19 protein-coding genes and 2 tRNA genes are annotated in these 20,475 nt (G+C 73.3%); 8 read left to right on the top strand and 13 right to left on the bottom strand.

The window, feature by feature from the left end:
- Positions 1–8 precede the first annotated feature (8 nt).
- Both AC4BG9_RS03630 and selD read right to left on the bottom strand, forming a co-directional pair.
- Complete coding sequence (locus AC4BG9_RS03630; protein ID WP_490569718.1) at positions 9–569, bottom strand: hypothetical protein; 561 nt, start codon at positions 567–569, stop codon at positions 9–11.
- 45 nt (positions 570–614) lie between these two features.
- Positions 615–1,631 (bottom strand): selenide, water dikinase SelD, encoded by a 1,017-nt coding sequence (gene selD / locus AC4BG9_RS03625; protein WP_490569717.1) that lies wholly within the window; start codon positions 1,629–1,631, stop codon positions 615–617.
- Between the two features lie 64 nt (positions 1,632–1,695).
- Here selD and AC4BG9_RS03620 point away from each other — a divergent pair.
- The 3 genes from AC4BG9_RS03620 to selB all read left to right on the top strand — a co-directional run bounded on the left by AC4BG9_RS03620 (position 1,696) and on the right by selB (position 4,993).
- Positions 1,696–1,790: transfer RNA gene (locus AC4BG9_RS03620), tRNA-Sec, on the top strand.
- Between the two features lie 41 nt (positions 1,791–1,831).
- Positions 1,832–3,175, top strand: a complete 1,344-nt coding sequence (gene selA / locus AC4BG9_RS03615; RefSeq protein ID WP_490569716.1) for an L-seryl-tRNA(Sec) selenium transferase — start codon at positions 1,832–1,834, stop codon at positions 3,173–3,175.
- A gap of 3 nt (positions 3,176–3,178) precedes the next feature.
- Entirely contained in the window at positions 3,179–4,993 is a 1,815-nt protein-coding gene (gene selB / locus AC4BG9_RS03610) for a selenocysteine-specific translation elongation factor (protein WP_490569715.1), read from the top strand.
- A gap of 34 nt (positions 4,994–5,027) precedes the next feature.
- On the opposite strand, the gene AC4BG9_RS03605 is transcribed toward selB, so the two are convergent.
- Genes AC4BG9_RS03605 through AC4BG9_RS03580 form a run of 6 tightly spaced genes read right to left on the bottom strand, consistent with a single transcriptional unit; the run spans position 5,028 to position 11,144 of the window.
- Positions 5,028–6,704 carry a PhnE/PtxC family ABC transporter permease gene (locus tag AC4BG9_RS03605; RefSeq protein ID WP_490569714.1) on the bottom strand — a complete coding sequence of 559 codons (1,677 nt, stop codon included), beginning with the start codon at positions 6,702–6,704 and terminating at the stop codon, positions 5,028–5,030.
- The gene (locus tag AC4BG9_RS03600; protein WP_490569713.1) at positions 6,701–7,471 is read right to left on the bottom strand and encodes a phosphonate ABC transporter ATP-binding protein; all 771 of its coding nucleotides are present in this window, start codon (positions 7,469–7,471) and stop codon (positions 6,701–6,703) included. The genes AC4BG9_RS03605 and AC4BG9_RS03600 overlap by 4 nt, the downstream gene beginning before the upstream one ends.
- Positions 7,471–8,391 carry a putative selenate ABC transporter substrate-binding protein gene (locus tag AC4BG9_RS03595; RefSeq protein WP_490569712.1) on the bottom strand — a complete coding sequence of 307 codons (921 nt, stop codon included), beginning with the start codon at positions 8,389–8,391 and terminating at the stop codon, positions 7,471–7,473. Before AC4BG9_RS03595 ends, AC4BG9_RS03600 begins: the two co-directional genes overlap by 1 nt.
- Before the next feature lie 58 nt (positions 8,392–8,449).
- Complete coding sequence (locus AC4BG9_RS03590) at positions 8,450–9,007, bottom strand: carboxymuconolactone decarboxylase family protein (protein WP_490569711.1); 558 nt, start codon at positions 9,005–9,007, stop codon at positions 8,450–8,452.
- Positions 8,997–9,899 carry an SDR family oxidoreductase gene (locus tag AC4BG9_RS03585; protein WP_490569710.1) on the bottom strand — a complete coding sequence of 301 codons (903 nt, stop codon included), beginning with the start codon at positions 9,897–9,899 and terminating at the stop codon, positions 8,997–8,999. Before AC4BG9_RS03585 ends, AC4BG9_RS03590 begins: the two co-directional genes overlap by 11 nt.
- A gap of 36 nt (positions 9,900–9,935) precedes the next feature.
- Complete coding sequence (locus AC4BG9_RS03580; protein WP_490569709.1) at positions 9,936–11,144, bottom strand: fatty acid desaturase family protein; 1,209 nt, start codon at positions 11,142–11,144, stop codon at positions 9,936–9,938.
- A gap of 145 nt (positions 11,145–11,289) precedes the next feature.
- On the opposite strand from AC4BG9_RS03580, the gene AC4BG9_RS03575 reads away from it, so the two are divergent.
- On the top strand, positions 11,290–11,907 hold the full coding sequence (locus AC4BG9_RS03575) for a hypothetical protein (protein ID WP_490569708.1): 618 nt from the start codon (positions 11,290–11,292) through the stop codon (positions 11,905–11,907).
- A 57-nt stretch (positions 11,908–11,964) separates the two neighbouring features.
- Here AC4BG9_RS03575 and AC4BG9_RS03570 read toward each other — a convergent pair whose 3' ends face one another.
- Both AC4BG9_RS03570 and AC4BG9_RS03565 read right to left on the bottom strand, forming a co-directional pair.
- On the bottom strand, positions 11,965–12,756 hold the full coding sequence (locus AC4BG9_RS03570) for a crotonase/enoyl-CoA hydratase family protein (RefSeq protein WP_490569707.1): 792 nt from the start codon (positions 12,754–12,756) through the stop codon (positions 11,965–11,967).
- On the bottom strand, positions 12,753–14,282 hold the full coding sequence (locus tag AC4BG9_RS03565) for a class I adenylate-forming enzyme family protein (protein ID WP_490569706.1): 1,530 nt from the start codon (positions 14,280–14,282) through the stop codon (positions 12,753–12,755). The genes AC4BG9_RS03570 and AC4BG9_RS03565 overlap by 4 nt, the downstream gene beginning before the upstream one ends.
- Before the next feature lie 54 nt (positions 14,283–14,336).
- Here AC4BG9_RS03565 and AC4BG9_RS03560 point away from each other — a divergent pair, with 54 nt between their 5' ends.
- Positions 14,337–14,921: a TetR/AcrR family transcriptional regulator gene (locus AC4BG9_RS03560; RefSeq protein ID WP_490569705.1), complete on the top strand. Its 585-nt coding sequence runs from the start codon at positions 14,337–14,339 to the stop codon at positions 14,919–14,921.
- Between the two features lie 54 nt (positions 14,922–14,975).
- Here the strand turns inward: AC4BG9_RS03560 and AC4BG9_RS03555 are convergent, their stop codons facing one another.
- Both AC4BG9_RS03555 and AC4BG9_RS03550 read right to left on the bottom strand, forming a co-directional pair.
- Positions 14,976–15,356: a VOC family protein gene (locus tag AC4BG9_RS03555; RefSeq protein ID WP_490569704.1), complete on the bottom strand. Its 381-nt coding sequence runs from the start codon at positions 15,354–15,356 to the stop codon at positions 14,976–14,978.
- A gap of 81 nt (positions 15,357–15,437) precedes the next feature.
- A complete protein-coding gene (locus AC4BG9_RS03550) occupies positions 15,438–16,082 on the bottom strand; it encodes a TetR/AcrR family transcriptional regulator (protein ID WP_490569703.1) in 645 nt (214 codons plus the stop codon).
- A gap of 180 nt (positions 16,083–16,262) precedes the next feature.
- Here AC4BG9_RS03550 and AC4BG9_RS03545 point away from each other — a divergent pair, with 180 nt between their 5' ends.
- From AC4BG9_RS03545 to AC4BG9_RS03535, 3 genes are all read left to right on the top strand, one after another.
- Positions 16,263–17,831, top strand: a complete 1,569-nt coding sequence (locus AC4BG9_RS03545; RefSeq protein ID WP_490569702.1) for an MFS transporter — start codon at positions 16,263–16,265, stop codon at positions 17,829–17,831.
- Between the two features lie 62 nt (positions 17,832–17,893).
- Positions 17,894–19,420, top strand: a complete 1,527-nt coding sequence (locus AC4BG9_RS03540; protein WP_490569701.1) for an ATP-binding cassette domain-containing protein — start codon at positions 17,894–17,896, stop codon at positions 19,418–19,420.
- A 196-nt stretch (positions 19,421–19,616) separates the two neighbouring features.
- A tRNA-Arg gene (locus AC4BG9_RS03535) sits at positions 19,617–19,689 on the top strand.
- A gap of 69 nt (positions 19,690–19,758) precedes the next feature.
- Here the strand turns inward: AC4BG9_RS03535 and AC4BG9_RS03530 are convergent.
- Positions 19,759–20,400 carry a fasciclin domain-containing protein gene (locus tag AC4BG9_RS03530; protein ID WP_490569700.1) on the bottom strand — a complete coding sequence of 214 codons (642 nt, stop codon included), beginning with the start codon at positions 20,398–20,400 and terminating at the stop codon, positions 19,759–19,761.
- Positions 20,401–20,475 lie beyond the last annotated feature (75 nt).

Here is a 20,475-nt window from a genome sequence, read left to right as displayed (position 1 = left end):
GCGGAGTGTCAAATACGGGCCTGGTTCTCGATCTGGATGGCGCCCATCGCGGTGAACAGCTTCTTGATGAGGTAGTTCTCCTCGTTGTCGAGCGTGGCGCCGCCGAGGCTCGCGATGCCCATCGTGCGACGGACCCGGCGGTCCTGCTCGTCCTGCTCCTGCCAGAAGTCGCGCCGCGTCTTCACGACGCGGTCGGCGATCATCTCCATCGCGGTCTCGAGCTCGAGGTCCTCCCACTCGGTGCCGTGGGGGCGCCGGTAGCGGACCTTGGTCTGCCGCAGCTCACTGGTGACGAGGTTCTTGCTGGCCGCGCCCTTGGGGCAGAGCCGGCCACGCGACACGGGGCTGTCGGGGTCGCCCTCGATCTGGGTGACCTCCCCGTCCTTGACGAAGACCTTCTGGCCGCAGCCCACGGCGCAGTAGGGGCAGACGCTGCGGGCCACGCTGTCGGCGGTCGTGGTGCGGGAGACGATCTCCTCGGTGTGCTGGGAGCGCGCCGCGGTGCCGCGACCCAGGACGTCGTTGCCGCGCAGCTGGCGCAGCACCGGCCAGTCAAGGAACGTCTTCACGATGTGGCCCTCCTCACCGACCGCGCTGTACCCACTATGCGCCGATCACGCACGGATGACCACCGGTGACGTGCCCGCGGGCACGAACTCGCCGATCACCGGGTGGCCCGGGAGCTCGCCGGCGACCAGCAGGCCGCCCGAGGTCTGGGCGTCCGCGAGGAGCACCATCTCCTCCTCCCCCACCGCCGACTCCAGGTGGGGTCGCACCCAGTCGAGGTTGCGGCGGCTGCCGCCGGGCACGTAGCCGGCGGCGCACGACTCGCGCACCCCGTCGAGATAGGGCACGGCGGCGCTCTCCACGACCGCGGTCACCCCGCTGGCCCGCGCCATCTTGTAGAGGTGGCCCAGCAGGCCGAAGCCGGTGACGTCGGTGGCGGCGGTGATCCCGGCGTCCAGCGCCGCCCGTGAGGCGTCGCGGTTGAGGGCGGTCATCGTGGCGATCGCCTCCTCGAACCGCTCCCCCGTCGCCTTGTGCCGGTTGTTGAGCACGCCCAGCCCGAGCGGCTTGGTCAGCGTGATCGGCGTCCCCGCCACCGCGGCGTCGTTGCGCAGCAGCCGGTCCGCGCGCCCGATCCCACTGACGGCCAGCCCGTACTTCGGCTCCGGGTCGTCGATGCTGTGGCCGCCCGCCAGGTGGCAGCCGGCCTCGAGGCAGATGTCGGCCCCGCCGCGCAGCACCTCGCGGGCGAGCTCGAAGGGCACCCTGTCGCGGGGCCAGGCCAGCAGGTTGACGGCAAGGACCGGCTCGCCGCCCATCGCGTAGACGTCGGAGAGGGCGTTGGCGGCGGCGATCCGGCCCCAGTCGTACGGGTCGTCGACCACCGGGGTGAAGAAGTCGGCGGTGGCGATCAGCGCCTGCCCGCCGGCGAGGCGTACCGCGGCGCCGTCGTCGCCGTTCTCCAGCCCGACGAGGAGGTCGCCCGGGGCCCCCGTCCCCCCGTCGGCGGCCCGCCCGCCAGGCAGGCCGGCCAGCACCCGCTCCAGCTCCCCGGGCGGCACCTTGCAGGCGCAGCCGCCCCCGGAGGCGAACTGGGTCAGCCGGACCGCCGGGGCGCTCGTCATGGCCAGGAGCCTATGGGGCGACGGTCCGGACCGCACCCCCCTAGAGTGGGTGCCGACGTCGCAGGGAGGCGTTTCTCGTCTGGTGACGGGCGCGGTCCTCAAAACCGTAGGGGCCCAGTACCTGGGTCCGGCGGGTTCGATTCCCGTCCGCCTCCGCCACGTCACCCTGACGACCTGCGGCCGAGCTCGGGAGGACCAAGGTGCCGGACCCGCGTCGCTCGGTGCCACGCACCGACACCCTGCTGGCCGACCCGGTCCTGCGCGCCGCCGTCTCCCGGCTCGGTGACCGGCTCGTGAAGGCGGCCGTGGTCGCGGCCCAGCAGCGGTGCCGGGCCGGGGAGATCGCGCCCGACCAGGTGCTCGCCGAGGCGATCGCGGCGCTCCCCGCCGGTGCCACCGCCCTGCGCCGGGTCGTCAACGCGACCGGTGTGGTGGTGCACACCAACCTCGGCCGCGCCCCGCTCTCGGCCGCCGCCGTCGAGGCGCTCGAGGTCGCGGCCGGTGCCACCGACGTCGAGCTCGACCTCGCCACCGGGCGCCGCGGACGACGAGGCCGGTCGGCGATGGCCGCCCTGGCCGCCGCCGTCCCCGACGCCGGGGGCGTCCACGTGGTCAACAACGGCGCCGCCGCGCTGGCCCTGGTCGCCTGCGCGCTGACCGAGGCCGGGCACGGTCCCCGCCCCGAGGTGGTGATCGCCCGGGGCGAGCTGGTCGAGATCGGCGACGGCTTCCGGCTCCCCGAGCTGCTCGAGTCGGTGGGGGCCAGACTCCGGGAGGTCGGGACCACCAACCGGGTGCGGCTCGAGGACTACCGGGCCGCCGTGGGCGAGCGGACCGCCTTCGTGCTCAAGGTGCACCCGTCCAACTTCGTGGTCTCCGGCTTCACCTCCACCGTCGACGTGCGCGAGCTGGCGGGGCTGACCGGGCCGCACGGCCCGGTCGACGTCGTCGCCGACATCGGCTCCGGGCTGTTGGCCCCCCACCCGCGCCTCCCCGCGGAGCCGAGTGCCTCGGCCGCCCTGGCCGCGGGCGCCGGCCTGGTCACCGCCTCCGGCGACAAGCTGCTCGGCGGGCCCCAGTGCGGCCTGCTGCTGGGGCGGGCCGACCTGGTGGAGGCGCTGCGGCGCCATCCCTTCGCCCGGGCGCTGCGCGTCGACAAGCTCACCCTGGCGGCCCTGGAGGCCAGCCTCGTCGGCCCGCCGACCCCGGTCGCCCGGGCGCTGGAAGCCACGCCCGAGGCGCTGCGGACCCGGGCGGAGCGGATCCGCGGGCTCCTCGGCGACCACGTCGAGGCCCGGGTCGTCGACACGGTGGCGGCCGTGGGCGGCGGCGGCGCGCCCGGGGTCCCGCTGCCCAGCGCCGGGATCGCCCTCCCCGCGACCCTGACCGAGCCGCTGCGGACCGATCCTGAGCTGCCGGTCGTCGGCCGCGTGGAGCGGGGATCGCTCCTCCTCGACCTGGTCGCCGTCGCCCCCGAGGACGACGACGCCCTGGTCGCGGCGGTACGCCGGGCCTTCCGCCCGGACGCGGGCCGGGAGGGCTGAGGCGTGCACGTCGTCGCGACCGCCGGGCACGTCGACCACGGCAAGTCCACGCTGGTCGACGCCCTCACCGGCATGCGCTCCGACCGGCTCGAGGAGGAGCGGCGGCGTGGCCTCTCCATCGAGCTGGGCTACACCTGGACCTCCCTGCCGGGCACCGGGGAGATCGCCTTCGTCGACGTGCCGGGGCACGAGCGGTTCGTCTCCACGATGCTGGCGGGCATCGGCCCGGTCCCGGCGGTGCTCCTGGTGGTCGCCGCCGACGACCCCTGGATGCCGCAGGCCGCCGAGCACCTCGCCGCCCTCGACGCCCTCGGGGTCCGGCACGGGGTGGTCGCCGTGACCCGCTCCGACCTCGCCGACCCGGCACCGGCGTCGGCCCGGGCCGCCGCGGAGGTCTCGCGGACCTCGCTGCGCGGCGCTCCGGTGGTCGCGGTCTCGGCCCGCACCGGGCTCGGGCTGCCGGAGCTCAGGGCGGCCCTCGGCACCATGGTCGCGAGCGTGCCGGTCCCGGACGCCGCCGCCGACGTGCGGCTCTGGATCGACCGCCGCTTCACCGTCAAGGGTGCGGGCACCGTGGTCACCGGGACGCTCCCCGCGGGCCGGGTGGCGCGGGGCGACGAGCTGGCCGCCGGCTCCAGGAGGGTCCGGGTGCGGGGCGTCCAGGCGCTCGGTCGCCCGGTCGACGCCGCGGTCGGGGTCGCCCGGGTGGCCCTCAACCTCACCGGGGACGAGCTGGACCTCCTCGACCGGGGCGACGCGCTGGTCACCCCCGGCGCCTGGCACTCCTGCGAGGTCGCCGACGTCCGGGTCGTCGGCCCCGAGGCGCGCCTCGCCACCCACCTGCAGCTGCACGTCGGCGCGGCCTCGGTCCAGGTCCGCGTGCGGCCCCTCGCGGCCGACCTGGTGCGGCTGACCCTGGAGCGGCCGCTCCCGTTGCGGGTCGGCGACCGCGCGCTCCTGCGCGAGCCGGGCAGCCGCGCCGTGTGGGGCGTCCGGGTGCTCGACCCCGCGCCGCCGCAGCTGCTGCGCCGGGGGGCCGCCGCGGCGCGCGCCAAGGTGCTCGCGGCCGACTCCGGAGAGCCCGACCTGGGCTCCGAGATCGGCAGGCGCCGGCTCGTCGACGGGGCGTTCCTGCGCCGGATCGGGGTTTCCGCCACCGAGCCGGGCACCGCCGCGCTGCGGGTCGGTGACTGGTGGCTGGCCTCCGACCTGGTGGACGAGGTGCGTGCCGAGGTCTCCCGGCTGGTCGCCGAGCACGACGCCCGGCACCCGCTGGACCGCGGGGTGCCGCTGGTCGCCCTGGCCGAGCGCCTCGCCCTGCCCTCCCCCGACCTGGTGAGCGCCGTGCTGGCCGGCGCACCAAGCGCGGCGGACGTGACGGGCGGGCCGGACCCCGGGACCGGCCGCGGCGCCGAGGCGCTGGTGGTGCGCGACGGCCGGGTGCTCACCCCCGGCCGGGCGAGCACGCTGCCGCCCGAGGTGGAGACCGCCGTGCGCGCCCTCGAGGCCGACCTGCGGGACCAGCCCTTCGCCGCCCCGACGGCCGACCGGCTCGCCGAGCTGGGCCTCGATCCGCGGCGGGCCGCCGCGGCCGCCAAGGCCGGCCGGGTGCTGCGCGTCGCGCCGGGGATCGTGCTGCTCCCCGGGGCCGACCGGGTCGCCGCCGAGTGGCTGGCCGAGCTGCCCCAGCCCTTCACCACCAGCGAGGCGCGCCGACGGCTGGGCACGACACGACGGGTGGTCCTGCCCCTGCTCGAGCTGCTGGACCGCGCGGGGACGACCCGGCGACTGCCCGACGACCGGCGCGAGATCGGCTGACCCTCCGGGTACCGGGGCGGGTCACGGGGCACGTTCAGCGCAGCGAGCTGCGCACCACCAGGCTCAGCAGGTCCACCAGCAGGCAGACCGCGACGAGCGCCAGGATCGTGGTGCTCATCGCCGCCAGGTCGAAGCCGGCCCGCTGCTGCTCCAGCAGCCGCCCCAGGCCACCGGCGCCGACCACCCCCACCACCACGGTCTCCCGCACGGTCACCTCCCAGCGGTAGAGGCTGTAGGCGACCAGCTGGCCCAGCGCCGCGGGCACGGAGGCGTAGGCGAACGAGGCCACCGGCGAGGCACCGAGCGAGCTGAGTGCCACCCGCGGGCGCTGGTCGAGCTCCTCGACGACCTCGGCGAAGAGCCGACCCAGGATCCCGAACGTGTAGATGCCCAGCGCCAGGGCGCCGGGCAGCGGGCCGGGGTAGACCACGAAGAGCACCAGCAGCGCCCACACCGGGGGTGGGACGGCGCGGGTCACCAGCAGCAGCTGTCGTGCCGCCCAGCCCGCCAGCCGCCGCCCCGCCGAGGCGCGGGCACCCGCCGCGGGCCGGGCGGCCACCAGGGCCACGACGAGGCCCAGCAGGCTGGCCAGCGTGATCGCCACCACCGACATCTGGAGCGTCTCCACGCTGCGGCGCAGCAGCAGCGGCCACCCGCCCTCGGGCAGCTCGGGCGGCACCATCGCCGCGACGAGCCGCTCCAGCCGCTCGGCGGTGCGCCCCGAGAGCCACCGCGCCGGGTCCGGCTCCAGGTGCCACACCGACGCCACCACCAGGCACGCGCCCAGCGCGGCGGAGAGGCGGACCCGGCTCCTGGTGCCCCGGCGCAGCAGCAGGCCCCACCGGTCGATGAGGGCACCGAGCAGCACGAGCGCATAGATCGAGGTCCACATCTCGCCGTACTGCAGGCCGGCGAAGCTGAGGCTGAGCTGGAGGCCCAGGCCCCCGGCGCCGACCATGCCCAGGATGACCGCGGACCTGATCGAGCACTCGAACCGGTAGAAGGCGTACGACGTCGCGGCCGGCACCAGCCCGGGCAGCAGGCCGTAGCAGAGCGCGGTGACCCGGCCTGCGCCGGCGCGACGCATCACCTCGTAGGGCTCGTGGTCGGCCTCGTCGAGGAGCTCGGAGTAGACCTTGCCGGTGATGGCACCGAAGGGGATCACGATGGCCAGCACCCCGACCAGCGGGTCGCGGCCGAGCACGGTGACCAGGAGGAGTGCCCACACCGCCTCGTGCACCCCGCGCGGCAGGGCCACGCCGGCCCGGGTCAGCAGCAGCCCCGTACGACGGAGCAGGCGGGCCGGCCGGCGCCCGGTCGTCGGCGCCCACCACGTCTGGCTCATCACCGGTGCGAGCAGGACCCCGAGCACCACCGAGCCGAGGGTGCCGAGCACCCCGAAGGCGACCGTGGTGAGCGTCGCGTCCCAGGTCGCCCGGAGGAACTGCGGGTCGAGGTCGGGGCGCAGCGCGTGGGCCCAGAACTGCCCGAGGAAGCCCCACCCACCGGAGTTGACCACCTCGCCGTCGTCGGGGAGCAGCCCGGCCACCGCCCAGACCACGACGAGCAGCCAGAGCGCCGACCAGAGCCGTCCGGTGAGCCGCCGACCCGACTGGTCGGCTCCCCGACCGCTCGTCGAGCGGCCCGGCCACCCGCGCCGACCGGTCCCCCCGCTCGCCTCGAGCCTGGTGAGGTCGGTCAGCCCGGTCACGTCCGGCCCAGGGCGTAGAGCTCCTCGCGCAGCGCCACGTCCACCTGCGTGGCCGGGAGGTCGAAGAGGACCTCACCGGCACGCAGCCCCACGACCCGGTCGCACCAGCGCACCGCGAGCTCGAAGTCGTGCAGGCTCACCAGCAACGCGCGGGCCGGGGTGGCCACGGTCTCGCAGAGCAGTCGCATCACCTCCTCGGCGCGGGCCGGGTCGAGGCTGGAGACCGGCTCGTCGGCCAGCACCAGGTCGGGGTCCTGGACGAGCACCCGGGCCAGCGCCACCCGCTGCTGCTCGCCGCCGGAGAGGTCCCCGGTGCGGGCGTGCAGCTTGTCCGCGATCCCGGTCCGGGAGAGGGCCGCCCGCGCGGTCTCCTCCTCACGGGGCCTGACCAGCGAGGAGAGGGCCTGCCAGGTGCTCCACCTGCCGAGGTGACCGGCGTTGACGTTGTGGACCACGCGGAGCCGCTCGACCAGGTGGAGCCGCTGGTGGATGGTGCCGATGCGTCGGCGCACGGCGGCGAGGTCGCGTGCCCCCAGCCGGCCGAGCTCGCTGCCGAGGACCTCCACCTCGCCCGCGTCGGCGACCACGGCGCCGGTGCAGAGCGAGAGCAGGGTCGACTTCCCGGCACCGCTGGGTCCGACCAGCGCGACGCGCTCCCCGGGGCGGACCGAGAGATCCACCCCGCGCAACGCGGTGTGCGTGCCGTAGGCGACGCCCACCCCGCGCAGCGCCACGGCTGCCCCCGGCCCCCCGGCCCCTTCGGGCATCAGGAGACCAGGCCGAGCTGCTGGGCGATCTCCTCGATCTGCTCGTAGTTGTCGGCCTCGGTGGGGACCAGGGCCCCGGCGCCGTAGCCGGCCAGGACCTCCCGCTCCTCGGGGGTCGAGCCGTCCAGCGCCAGGAGCGCCTCGCGGAGCTCGTCGGTGAACCCCTCGCCGAACCGCTCGTCGGTCTCGGGCCCGGCGATCCAGTGGTAGTCGTGGTAGGTGGGGGTGCGGAAGACCTCGACGACCTTGTCGAGGTCGACGGTCCCGGCCTCCTTGCGCGCCTCCCACACCTGCTCGTTGAGCGCGCCGGCCTGGTAGGAGCCGGACTCCACGAGGTCGATCGTCTTGTCGTGCGAGCCCGAGAAGCCGACCTCCCCGGCGAAGTCCTCGTCGCTGACCACGCCCGCCTCCCGCAGGAACCACTCCGGCATCAGGCGGCCGGAGGTGGAGGAGTCGCTGCCGAAGGTGAACCGGGTCCCCTTCAGGGCGGAGAGCCCGGCGACGTCCTCGACCGGCTCGACGCCGGACCCGGTGCCGGCGATGAAGACGCTCCGGAACTCCGCGTCGATGTCCCGCTGGGCGAGCAGGGCCGCGCCCGGGGTCTGGAGGCGGGCCTGGACGCCGGTGAGACCGCCGTAGAAGACGAGGTCGAGGTCGCCGGCGCTGAAGAGGGAGACGGACGCGGAGTAGTCGGTGACCGGGACGTACTCGACCTCGACGTCGAGCGTCTCGGCGAGGTAGTCGGCGAGCCGCTGCTCCCGTGCTCCCAGCTCGGCGGGGTCCTGGTCGGGGATGGCGCTGATGCTGAGCACGGGGCGGTCGTCGGGCTCCCCGCCCGAGGACTCCTCCCCGCACGCGGCCAGCAGGGACGCCGGGAGGAGGAGAGCAGAGATGAGGACGCACGCGCGAGCCCGAGTCATGGACGCAACGTAGCGTCCGGGGACGCCGATGGGCACCCTCCTGCTCAGCGCAGGTGGGTCAGCGGCTCCGGTCCGGGCGGACCCGCAGGGTGCGCAGGGTGGTCGCGAGCATCTCGTAGTGACCCACCAGCATCAGCACCTCCAGGCTGGTCCGCTCGTCGAGCTCGGCGCGCAGCCGACCCCACAGGGCGTCGTCCAGGTCCCGGTCGCGGTGCAGCTGGTCGGTGACCTCGAGCAGCAGCCGCTCCCGGGGCGACCAGCCCACGGCGTCCGGCCCGTCGGCCACCCGCTCGATCTCGGCCGGGGAGAGACCGGCGCGCGCGCCCAGCCTGGTGTGCTGGGTCAGCTCGTAGTCGCTGCCGGTCAGGGTCGCGACCCGCAGGATCACCAGCTCGGTCTCCCGGCGTCGCAGGCGACCACCGGGCATCAGGGTGCCCGCGAAGAGCAGCCAGCCCCAGAAGAGGCGCTGGTTGCGGCCCAGGGTGCGGAAGACCCCCGGCGGCTCGGTGCCGGTGACCCGCCCCGCGACCCGTGCGAAGCCGGCGACCAGCGGGCCCACCTCTCGCCAGCCGCCGGGGGTGATCCGGGCCGCTGCCGGTCCGGCCTCAGGCGGCATCGGTGGTCTCCTCCGTACGGCGGGCCGTCCCCACCTCGGGGAGGGCCCGGTTCGCGCCCCAGCTCATCGCCCGCATGGCGCCCGCGTAGGCGGGCGGGCAGAGCCGTTGCACGAGGTGGATCAGGCGGATGTCCGGGGAGGTGTAGACCCAGTATCGGTTGCGCCGCACCCCCTCGAGGATCGAGTCGGCCGCCTGCTCCGCGGTGACCGCGCGGGCCCGGAAGCGGGCGTGCAGCTTGTGGAACCGCGGGCTCGTCTTGTCGATCCCGGCGATCGTCACCGTCTCGGTCAGCGGCGTCGCGACGCCGCCGGGGCAGACCAGGCTGACCCCGATGCCGTGGCGGCGCAGGTCGAAGCGGAGCACCTCCGAGAGGCCGCGCAGGCCGAACTTGCTGGCGCTGTAGGCGGCGTGCCACGGCATCCCGATGATGCCCGCGGCCGACGAGACGTTGACCAGGTGACCGCCCCGGCCGGCCTCGATCATCGGCGGCACCAGCTCCTCGATGACGTGGATGGGGCCCATCAGGTTGACGTCGACCAGGCGCTGCCAGTGCCGGTGCTCGAGGCTCTGCACGGTGCCCCAGGTGGAGATCCCCGCGATGTTCATCACCACGTCCATGGCGCCCGAGGTCGCGGTGACGTCGCGGGCGAGCCGCCGGACGGCGTCGTGGTCCGAGACGTCCGCCGGGGCGGCGTGGGCGACCACGCCCCCGCGGGCCCGGATCTGCGCCACCACCTGGTCGAGCCGCTCCGCGTCGAGGTCGGTGAGGTGGAGCACCGCGCCCTGGGCCGCCGCGGCCTCGGCGGTGGCACGCCCGATGCCGCTCGCGGCACCGGTGAGGAAGACCTTGCGACCCTGGAGGCTACGGCTGCGGTTGCGGACGGAGAGCATGCCCGCAGAGTGTGCCAGAGATCACACGCGGGGGCCTCAGGCCAGCGCGGCGCGTCCCATCGCCACCAGCCGGGCACCGGCCCGCGACCTGTCCTTGCCCCGCAGCAGGGAGACGACCCGGCTGGGCGCGTTGGACCAGGTGGTCTCCTCGAGCCAGCCGTTGGGCAGCGAGAGCCGAACCACCTTGTGCCAGGCGCTGGCCACCTGCTGGGGCAGCGGGCGGGAGTTGTAGGAGAGCCCGTAGCGGTCGAAGACCGCCCTGACCCGCGGGGCGATCTCCTGGTAGCGGTTGCTGGGCAGGTCGGGGAAGAGGTGGTGCTCGATCTGGTGGGACAGGTTGCCGCACATCAGGTGCATGGTGGGCGACCCCGAGATGTTGGCCGAGCCGAGCATCTGGCGCAGGTACCACTCGCCCCGCGTCTCGTCCTCGTCGAGCTCGGGCTGCTCGAAGGTCTCCACCCCCTCGGGGAAGTGGCCGCACATGATCACCGAGTGGCTCCACACGTTGCGCACCACCGTGGCGGTGGCGTTGGCGCTCAGGGTGGAGCGCCAGCCACGACCGGAGAGGGCCGGGAAGGCGACGAAGTCGCGGACCACCTGTCGGCCGGTCTGCACCAGGGTCTCGGCGATGCGGCGGCGGAGCTCGGGGGTGATCCCCTTCTTCTCGCGCAGGTGCTCGCCCAGCTCGATGTCGTAGGTGGCGATGCCGTACTCGAACATCAGCGCGTTGACGGCGTTCCACACCGGCTGCACCAGGAAGCGGCGCGACCACTCCTGGTCCTCGTCGACGCGCATGATCCCGTAGCCGAGGTCGTTGTCCTTGCCGACGATGTTGGTGAACCGGTGGTGCTGCACGTTGTGCGCCCGCTTCCACTGGGAGGGCGGGGAGGCGTGCTGCCAGTTCCAGGTCTCGGAGTGGATCTTGGGGTCGCGCATCCAGTCCCACTGACCGTGGAGGACGTTGTGGCCGATCTCCATGTTGTCGAGGATCTTGGCCAGGGAGAGACAGGTGGTGCCCACCACCCACGCCGGCCGGCGCCTGCTCCCGACGGTCAGGACGAGCCGACCCGCGACCTCGAGGCCGACCCGCAGCGCGATCACCCGGCGGATGTAGGCCGCGTCGCGCTCCCCCCGGGCGTCCAGGACGTCCTGCCTGATCTCGTCCAGCTCGCGCCCGATCGCCTCGACGTCCTCGGGACGCAGGTGGGCGATCTGGCTGGCGGCCTTCCTCTCGATGACGGTCACGGTCTCAGTCCCTCGGTTCGGTGCGGTGGTGCGGTCGCCGGTGTCGGCGCGGGTCCATTGTGCCGTGCAGGCCCCCGTGCCTGCCAGGATCCCTGGGATCCGCCCACCGGTTGGGCCCCAGTACCCGCGGGATACATTCCTACGCGTGGACGAAGTCGCTTGGATCGAGGCCCGCACGCTGGACGTCGAGACCACCAGGGAGACGTTCGCGCTGGCGGCCCGGCACGTGCTGGCCGACACCGCCCGGGAGTACCACGCGGTGATCACCGTCGCCGAGCTTGCCCAGGCCGTGCAGCAGCGCACCAAGATCCGGCAGCGACAGGCGCCCAGCCTGTGGATGGGCGACGTGCTCTACCGGGTCGCCAAGGACTGCCGCCGCCGGGGCGAGCCGCTGCTGGGCGCGCTCTGCGTCGGGCCGGAGGGCCGGATGAGCGAGTGGTACGCCGACACGGTCAACAGCGTGCGCGGGGACGTCGTCACCGCCCCCGAGCAGCACGCGGCCCAGGAGAGGCTGGAGTGCTACCGCCGGCACGGTGCCGAGATCCCGCCGGACGGCGGTCAGCCCGCACTGCCGCCCCGTCGCGAGATGGCGAAGCGCGCCCCCGCGACCCGCACCCCGCGCGCCGCCGCGGCGCCCCGCGCCCCGCGGGAGCCCAAGGCGGTGGTGAGCAAGGCTCGTCAGGTGGATCCGCCCAAGGCGGCCACCTGCCCCCGGTGCTTCATGCAGCTCCCGGCCACCGGGGTCTGCGACAACTGCGACTGAGCGACGCGCCACCTCGAGCGCGGACACGCGCCGCGGAGAGACGACCGGCCTGCCGGTTCAGTCCGTGTGGAAGGTGCCGTGTCGCCCTGCGCCCTCGCTGAACCTCACCGCACCGAGCACGCCGTCCTGCTGCAGCGAGGAGACGCCGGTCTCTAGCTCGAAGCGCATCGCCTCCTCGCGGCTCAACCCGTTCTGCTGGTACGCCGACCGGCGGTCGTTGCGCAGGCACAGCTGGGGGAAGGCCGCGAGCTCCCGGGCGAGCTCCTCCGCGGCGGCGCGTGCGGTTCCGGGGGGCACGACCCGATTGGCCAGCCCGAACGCCAGCGCCTCCTGGGCCGGCACCGGCCGCCCGGTGAGGATCATGTCCAGCGCGCGACTCATGCCGATGAGGCGCGGGAGCAGGACCGTGCCGCCGTCGATCAGCGGCACGCCCCACCGGCGGCAGAAGACCCCGAACGTCGCGTCGTCCGCAGCGATCCGCAGGTCGCACCAGGCGGCGAGCTCGAGCCCACCCGCGACCGCGTAGCCCTCGACGGCGGCGATGACGGGCTTCGAGAGCCGGAGCCTGGTCGGACCCATCGGGCCGTCCCCGCCTGCCTCCACGACGTTCGCCCGCTCGGTGCCGATGCCCTTCAGGTCCGCGCCGGCGCAGAAGTTCCCGCCCTCGCCCCACAGCACCGCGACGTCGGCGTCGGGGTCCGCGTCGAACGCACGGAAGGCCGCCGCCAGCTCGGCCGCCATGGGGCCGTCGACCGCGTTGCGGCGCTCGGGCCGGTCCATGACCACCGTGGTGACCCGCCGGTCGGTCTCGATCCGGATGGACGCGTACGCCTGGGGCACGGAGCTCACTGCGCCTCCCACAGGGGGTCGCGCAGGGCGCGGCGCAGGATCTTGCCCACCGCCGACTTCGGCACGGCGTCCACGAACTCGACGCGCTTGGGCACCTTGTAGCCGGCCAGCTGCGAGCGGACGGTCTCCTGGAGCTCCTCCGCGGTCGCCGAGTGCCCGGGCTTGAGGCTGACGAACGCCGTCACGGCCTCGACCCAGACGGGGTCGGGCGCACCGACGACGGCGCACTCCGCGACGGCCGCGTGCGCACTGAGCGCGTCCTCGACCTCGCGGGGGTAGACGTTGTAGCCGCCGGTGATGATCATGTCGCTGCGACGGTCCACCAGGTAGAAGTAGCCCCGGTCGTCCTGGTAGGCCATGTCCCGGGTGCGGATCCATCCGTCGGCCGTGACCATCTCGGCGTTCAGCTCGTCGGCCTCGTGGTAGCCGGCCATCTGGGACGGCGCCCTGACCTGCACCTCGCCGATCTCGCCGGCCGCCACCGGCTTCCCGTCCTCATCGGTCAGGCGGACGCCGAACTCGACGGAGGCCTGGCCACAGGAGCCCAGCAGCGACGGGTCGCGGTGGTCGTCCTTGGTCAGGACCGTGATCGCCAGCGGCGCCTCGGTCTGTCCGTAGTACTGGGTGAAGACGTGCCCCCACGTCTCCAGGGCGCGCTGCATGAGCGGCCGCGGCATCGGGCTGGCGCCGTAGATCACCGTGCGCAGCGACGAAACGTCGGCGTCCTCGATGCCCTCGTGGGCGAAGAGCATCCCCAGCATCGTGGGGACCAGGTTGATCTCGGTGACCCGGTGACGCTCGATCGCCGCGAGGAACCCCGTCGGCTCGAACCCCGGAAGCACCACCGAGGCGCCGCCGCGGAGCCAGTACGGCAGGATGAACGTGCCGCTTGCGTGGATCAGGGACGCCGCGTGCATCATCACCGAGTCCGGCCCCGGGGCCACGAGGTTGGTCAGGACGTTGATCGCGATCCCGGCCCACGATCCCTGCGTGTGGGTGGCAGCCTTGAGGGTGCCCGTGGTGCCCGAGGTGTGCAACAGCAGCACCGGGTCGCTCTCCTCGAGGTCGATTAGCGGGTCCTCGGTCCTCTGCGCGTCGGCCTCCGTCAGCAGGTCGCCACCCTCCCGCGCGCCGGGGCCGCCCAGGCCCAGGAGTCGGATCCCGTCGAGGCCGTGCACGGTCTTCTCGGCCACCTCGTCGAGCTCGGCGTCGTGCAGCAGCCAGTGGGTGCGCGTCCCCTCCAGCATCCGCCGGTGCTCCTCGGGCGACAGCCTGGTGTTGAGCGGGACCCGCACGATCCCGGCCTTGAGGCAGGCGAAGTCGATCGGCACCGACCAGAGGGTGTTCCCGTAGAGCAGACCGAGATGGTCGCCCTTGGTCAGGCCCGCGGCCAGCAGGGCGCGCGCGATCCTGTTGGCCGCCTCGTCCACCTCGCGGAACGTGAGGGAGCGGTCACCGAAGATCACCGCCGTCCGGTCTGCGTGCTGTGCCGCACCGCGCCGTACCAACTCTGCTGCAAGAACCACGGTGGACCCTCCCATAAAACCGGTCGAATGGACGGTTTTATTAGACTAGGCGCCGTGGAGACCGTCAAGAGACGCCAGGACCGGTGGGTCGCGACGCGTGCCGCGCTGCTGGAGGCGGCCGTGCGGACGCTGGTCGAGGACGGGTACGCCGGCACGACGATGCAGCGGGTCCAGGCGAGAGCCGGGGTGTCCCGTGGGTCGCTCCTCCACCACTTCGGGTCGATGCAGGAGCTTCTCGTCGCCGCCATCCACCACGTCGCGGAAGGGCAGCTGCGCGAGATCGCGCGCCTGGTGGAGGGCGAGATGGCACCGCAGGACCTGGAGGGGCTGGTCGGCATCCTCTACCGGTTCATGTCCGGGCCCATGTTCGCGGCCGGGCTGGAGCTCTGGATGGCAGCGCGGACCGACTCCGACCTACGAGGCGAGCTCGTTCCGGTCGAGCGCGAGCTCGGACAGGGGCTCCGCCGGATCTTCAGCGAGGCCAAGGAGCTGCCCGCACCGCTGCGGCTCGAGCGCGCGGATCTGGAGACGCTGCTCGTCCTCCTCAGGGGGCTGGCCATCACCGCGGTGCTCCGCGACGACGAGCAGGCGCAGCGGGCCCTGCTCACCAAGTGGGCCGCCGACATCACGAAGGGCTAGCACCTGCCCAGCGCCGCGGGGTACGACGGCGACCGGAGCGAGCCGATCAGCCGCTCACGGTGAGGCTGGAGCCTCCACCTCGGCCTCTGCCTCCGCCTGGCTGGCCACGCAGAACTCGTTGCCGTCGGGGTCGGTGAGCGTGACCCACCGGAAGGAGTCGTCGCCGCGTCGCTCGACGAGCGTGGCGCCGGCGCCGACCAACCGCTCCACCTCGCTGTCGAGGTCGTCGGCGGTGAGGTCGAGGTGGAGCTTGTTCTTGCCGGGCGTGGGGTCGCCGACCTGCTGGAAGGCGAGCGTGACCGGGCCGCCGGTGACCATCAGGAAGCTGCCGCCGTACGGGTCCACGACCTCACCGCCGACCTGGTCGGCCCACCACCGGGCGAGGGGCACGGGGTCGCGGGAGTCGAAGTTCACCATGCCGAGTCGAAGAGTCATGCGAGGGACGATAGAGGTCCCCGCCGACATCTGCGACCAGGACAGCTCAGCAGGCTCGAGCGGACGGCCACGATAGGACCCTTACCTCGAGGGCCGGGTCTCCAGGAAGACGGCAAGGCCGTCCAGCAGGCGTTGCAGGCCGAAGTCGAACCAGGCGTCGAGGTCCCCGTCCGCCTCGTTCTCGCTCGCGACCCTTGCCAGCACCGGGAACGAGCCGTGCTGCAGCATGTCGGCGACCCGAGCCGAGCGAGCCGCCCACCACTCCTCGCGCGTCGAACCCGAGTCGCGCTCCGCCCCGTCCTCGTTGACGAGCAGCAGCGCCGCACCCTGGACGTAGCTGGACACGAGCATGATCGTCCACGACATCTCCTGGACGGTCAGGCCCAGGCCGTCCACGGCCCCGAGGGCGCGCTCTGTCGTGGCGAGGACATGCGGTCCGAGAGGAGGCCGCGTCGTGGCCAGCACCTGCAGGGACCACAGGTGCTTGCGATAGAGATCCCAGTCACAGCGCGCCGACCACTCAAGCCGGGCTCGCCATCCCTCGAGCTCCGAGGGCGGAGCAGGAGCCTCGCCCGTCACCACGTCGATCATCAGCTCGATCAGCTCTTCCTTGCCCGGCACGTGCCGGTAGAGCGACATCACCCCCGACCCGAGCTCGGCCGCCACGTTGCGCATCGACAGGCTCTGCAGCCCCTCCCGGTCGGCGAGGCGGATTCCCGTCTCCACGATGCGCTCGACCGTCAGCGGTGGCTTACGACGCTTGACACCGCCTTCGCTCCCCGCCCGGTCGGGCGCAGGCGCACCGCCCTGGGAGGCGCCTCTCGGATCCGTCATTGGCAATCTCCGACCACTATGCGTACAGTGTACTCATCTATTGCGTACAGCGTACCCATCGGGAGTGATGACATGCCGACCCCTTCCCTCCACGCAGGACGACGTGAGTGGGCGGGCCTTGCCGTCCTGGTCCTGCCCGTGCTGCTGGTGTCCATGGACATCTCGGTTTTCTTCTTCGCGTTGCCCAAGCTGGCCGCGGATCTCCAACCCACCGGCACTGAGCTCCTCTGGATCATGGATGTCTACGGCTTCCTGCTCGCCGGCCTCCTCATCACCATGGGCGCCCTCGGCGACCGCCTCGGCCGGCGCAGGCTCCTCATGGTCGGCGCCGTCGTCTTCGGCTGCGCCTCGGTCGCGGCAGCCTACGCCGACACGGCGGGAGCACTGATCCTGGCCCGCGCCGCGATGGGCCTCGGCGGTGCCACCCTGGCGCCGTCCACACTCGCCCTGATCCGCACCATGTTCCGCGACGACGCCCAGCGCACGACGGCGATAGGTCTCTGGACCGCGGCGTTCGCCGCCGGCGGCGTCCTCGGACCGGTCATCGGTGGACTGCTGCTCCAGACCTTCCCGTGGGGCTCGGTCTTCCTCATCAACGTTCCCGTCATGATCGTGCTCCTGGGGGCTGGTCCGGTCCTGCTTCCTGAGCACCACGACCCCGACGCCGCCCGATTCGACCTCGTCGGCACCGTGCTCGTCATCAGCGCCGTCCTCTCGGTGATCTACGGCGTCAAGGAGATCGCCGCTCACGGCCTCGAGCCTCGCGCCGCGATCGCCCTGGCCGCCGGGGTGCTGATGGGGTTCGTCTTCGTGCGGCGCCAGAGCGGTCCGCGCGGCATCCTGGACCTCCGACTCTTCCGGGCCCCCGCGTTCAGTGCCTCCCTGGCCGCGAACACCTTGGTCATGTTCTCGATGCTCGGCACCGCCTTGTTCATGACGCAGTACCTGCAGGTCCTCAAGGGGCTGGAGCCGCTCACAGCGGCGTTGTGGTCGCTGCCCGCCGTCGTCGCGACGGTCGTCGGCGTCGGCGTCGCCTCCGCCCTGGTGACCAGCATCCGGCCCGGGAACCTCGTGGCCGCAGGACTGACCCTGACGACCGCCGGGTTCGTCGTCATCACCTTCGTCGAGGCTCAGTCCCCGCTGACGCTGATCCTGGCCGGGAGCGGCATCATGTCGATCGGCGTCGGCATCGTGTCGACCCTCGGCACCGACCTGGTCCTCACCAGTGCCCCGCCCACCCGCGCCGGTGCCGCCTCGGCGCTGTCGGAGACCGCCAACGAGCTCGGGGGTGCGCTCGGCATCGCCGTCTTCGGGAGCATCGGCGGTGCGGTCTACCGCTCCCGGATGCAGGACGACGCCGTCATGGAGACGTTGCCCGGCGAGACCGCCGCGCAGGTCGAGGAGTCACTCTCCGGCGCAGCCGGTGTCGCGTCGTGGCTGCCGGACGTGACAGGGGCGGCAGTCCTCGACAGCGCCTATGCCGCCTTCATCGACGGACTGCACGCCGTCGCGAGCACGGCCGCCCTCGTGATGGTCGTCGCCGCCGCGAGCGCAGCCCTCCTGCTCCGCCACGTTCCGGTGAAGTCGCCGGCCGCCGTCGAAGCCGATGACGAGCGACTCGACGTCAGCGGGCTGCCGTGACCGCCCACGTCCGGGCCGAGCGAATCTGTGTGAACCGCGGTGGCCGGGTCGTGCTGAGAGGCGTGGACGTCACGGTGTCCGCCGGGTCCCGCCTCTCGATCACCGGTGAGAACGGCGCCGGAAAGACCACGTTGCTCCAGGTGCTGGCTCGCCGCCTCGAGCCCGACGCCGGCTCGGTCTCGGTCGTCGGGACGGTAGCGCTGGTCGAGCAGTCCATCCCGGTCTGGGATGGTCAGACCGTCGGGTCCCTGGTCCACGACGCGCTCGCCCGGCCACTGGCTGCGCTGGAGGCACTCGAGTGCGCGACCGCGGCGCTCGGACGCGGCGAGGAGCGAGCCGAGGACGAGTATGCCGCAGCGCTCGACGCGGCTGCCGACCTCGACGCCTGGGACGCCGAACGCCGGGTGGACGTGGCGCTGTCTGCGCTCGGAGCCTGCACGGACCGGAGCCGACGGCTCTCCTCGCTCTCGGTCGGGCAGCGTCATCGAGTCAGGCTTGCCGTCGTCCTCGGGGCACCCGCCGATGTCCTGCTGCTCGACGAGCCCACCAACCACCTCGATGCCGCCGCACTCTCGTTCCTGACCGAGCAGATCCACCAGCACCCGGGAGGCGTCGCGCTGGTCTCGCACGACCGGACCCTCCTGCGTGCGGTGGCCAACGGCTTCCTCGACCTCGACCCTGGCCCGGACGCCTCGAACTCCTGCTTCACGGGCACCTACGACGCCTGGGCCGACCACCGTCGCCGGGCGAGACGGCGCTGGGAGACCGACCACGCCGCCCAGCAGGATGAGCGAGCACGAGTGGCGGCAGCGGCCGACGCCGCCAGGGGCCGCCTGGCTGCCGTCTCCGCACCGGAGAAGGGGCACGGCAGGCACCAGCGCAGCACTCGGGTCGCGGGCACGGTGCAGGCGTTCAACCGTCGCGTGCACGAGCTCGACGCCCACGCGGTGACCGTGCCGCCCCCGCCGCTCTCGCTGCGGTTCCCTGCGTTGCCGAGCCGGCGAGCTCAGCGCCTGCTGGCCGCGAGCGACGTCGCGGTCCGCAACCGCCTGGTGCGCCCGGTCTCGCTGAGCATCGACGGAGGGGACCGGCTCGTGGTGACCGGACCCAACGGAGCGGGCAAGTCGACGCTGATGGCGGTGCTGGGCGGCACGATCACCCCGACCTCGGGTGCCGTCTCGAGGCGTGCGGACGCGCGTGTCGTCGTGGTGACCCAGGAGAGTCCCCGCTGGCCGAGCGACTGGTCGGCCCAGCGCGTCTACGATGCACACGTCGCCGCGGCCTGGACCGATCGACCCGGCGAGCCGGTCGGGCTGAGCGACCTGGGACTGCTAGAGCCGGCGCACCGCGCGACGCCGGCCGGGCGGCTCTCCCAAGGTCAGCAGCGCCGCCTCCACCTCGCCATGTGCCTTGCCGAGCAGCCGGACGTGCTCCTGCTCGACGAACCGACCAACCACCTCTCTGCGGCGGCGGTCGACGACCTGACCGAAGCGTTGCAGGCGACCGACGCGGCGGTCGTGGTCGCGACCCACGACCGACAACTGCTCGCCGATCTCCGCACCTGGCCACGGCTCGCACTGAGCGCGTGAGGCGACCGACGTCAGGGCGCGCGGACCCGGACCGATCGCGATTCCCCTCGGGCTGGACGCCGGCCGGCACCTCGATCCGCGCGGGGGTCCGGTGGAGCGCACTCGTGCGGCATACTGGCGCCGGGTCGCGATGCGCCGTCGGTGAGGTGCCACTCGGTTGTACCGAGGATTCTCCCGACTGCGACTCCGGCCCCCCGCCTCCGTAGCTCAGGGGACAGAGCAGCGGCCTTCTAATCCGCCGGTCGCAGGTTCGAATCCTGCCGGGGGCGCGGCCGGGTGTGGGATTCGGGCCGGACGGCCCGAATCCCACACCGGATCTGCTCCCGAGGCGAGACGGCTCAGAGGTCGGCGGGGCGGAGCACCAGGAAGATCCCGTGCGCGATCTGCTTGTTGCCCTTGTTGATGTCGAGCTTGCCGGGGACCAGGAACGGGTCCACGTCGTTGCGGTCGTTGTCGCGCAGCCGGACGATGCCGAGCCTGGGCGCCAGCACGTCCACGGTGACCTGACCACCCTGGGCGGTGGTGAGCGCGACCTCGTCGGACCTCAGCGCGGTCCCGGAGTCGATCGTCGCCCCGGGGACCACGTGGTAGAGCAGGACCTGCTCGATCGCGTCGACGCCCACGGCGGAGACGAGGGCCTCGAAGACGGCCTTCTCCGAGAACTGGAACCTGCCGGTGAGGTCCTTGGCCAGCAGCCGGAAGGACAGGTCGGTGGGGGCGAAGGCGGTGAGCGCCACGTCCCCGTCGGTGAGCACGCCGACCGGGCTGTCGGGCTTGGCTGCGAGGACGGCGAGCACGGCCTCGGTGAGGATGTCGAAGTCCCCGGGGTTGTAGTCGAACTGGTTGCCGTCGGAGGTCAGGACCGCGGCAAGGCTCTGGTTGCCGAGAGGCTCGGGCTCGGCGGCCTGGGCCGGCATCGCCGTCCCTGCGGCGAGCAGTGCCGTGGTCGCGAGCGTGGCGAGCGTGGTGCGGATCTTCATGGGGTCCTCCCCTGTGCGAGGGCTGCCCGATGCGGCCCTTCTACAGGTCTTTCGCCGCCCACCGGCCTCCCGGAT

This window comes from Nocardioides sp. Z40_12 (assembly GCF_058215795.1).
The sequence above is the reverse complement of the archived record's forward strand: the minus strand, read 5'-3'. Positions and strand labels throughout refer to the sequence as shown.

Bases quoted from the DNA above. Each gene is read 5' to 3' on its own strand.
- selD (WP_490569717.1), bottom strand. From the start codon at position 1,631: ATGACGAGCGCCCCGGCGGTCCGGCTGACCCAGTTCGCCTCCGGGGGC.
- AC4BG9_RS03600 (WP_490569713.1), bottom strand. From the start codon at position 7,471: ATGCCCGAAGGGGCCGGGGGGCCGGGGGCAGCCGTGGCGCTGCGCGGG.
- AC4BG9_RS03595 (WP_490569712.1), bottom strand. From the start codon at position 8,391: ATGACTCGGGCTCGCGCGTGCGTCCTCATCTCTGCTCTCCTCCTCCCG.
- AC4BG9_RS03590 (WP_490569711.1), bottom strand. From the start codon at position 9,007: ATGCCGCCTGAGGCCGGACCGGCAGCGGCCCGGATCACCCCCGGCGGC.
- AC4BG9_RS03585 (WP_490569710.1), bottom strand. From the start codon at position 9,899: ATGCTCTCCGTCCGCAACCGCAGCCGTAGCCTCCAGGGTCGCAAGGTC.
- AC4BG9_RS03555 (WP_490569704.1), bottom strand. From the start codon at position 15,356: ATGACTCTTCGACTCGGCATGGTGAACTTCGACTCCCGCGACCCCGTG.
- AC4BG9_RS03545 (WP_490569702.1), top strand. From the start codon at position 16,263: ATGCCGACCCCTTCCCTCCACGCAGGACGACGTGAGTGGGCGGGCCTT.
- AC4BG9_RS03530 (WP_490569700.1), bottom strand. From the start codon at position 20,400: ATGAAGATCCGCACCACGCTCGCCACGCTCGCGACCACGGCACTGCTC.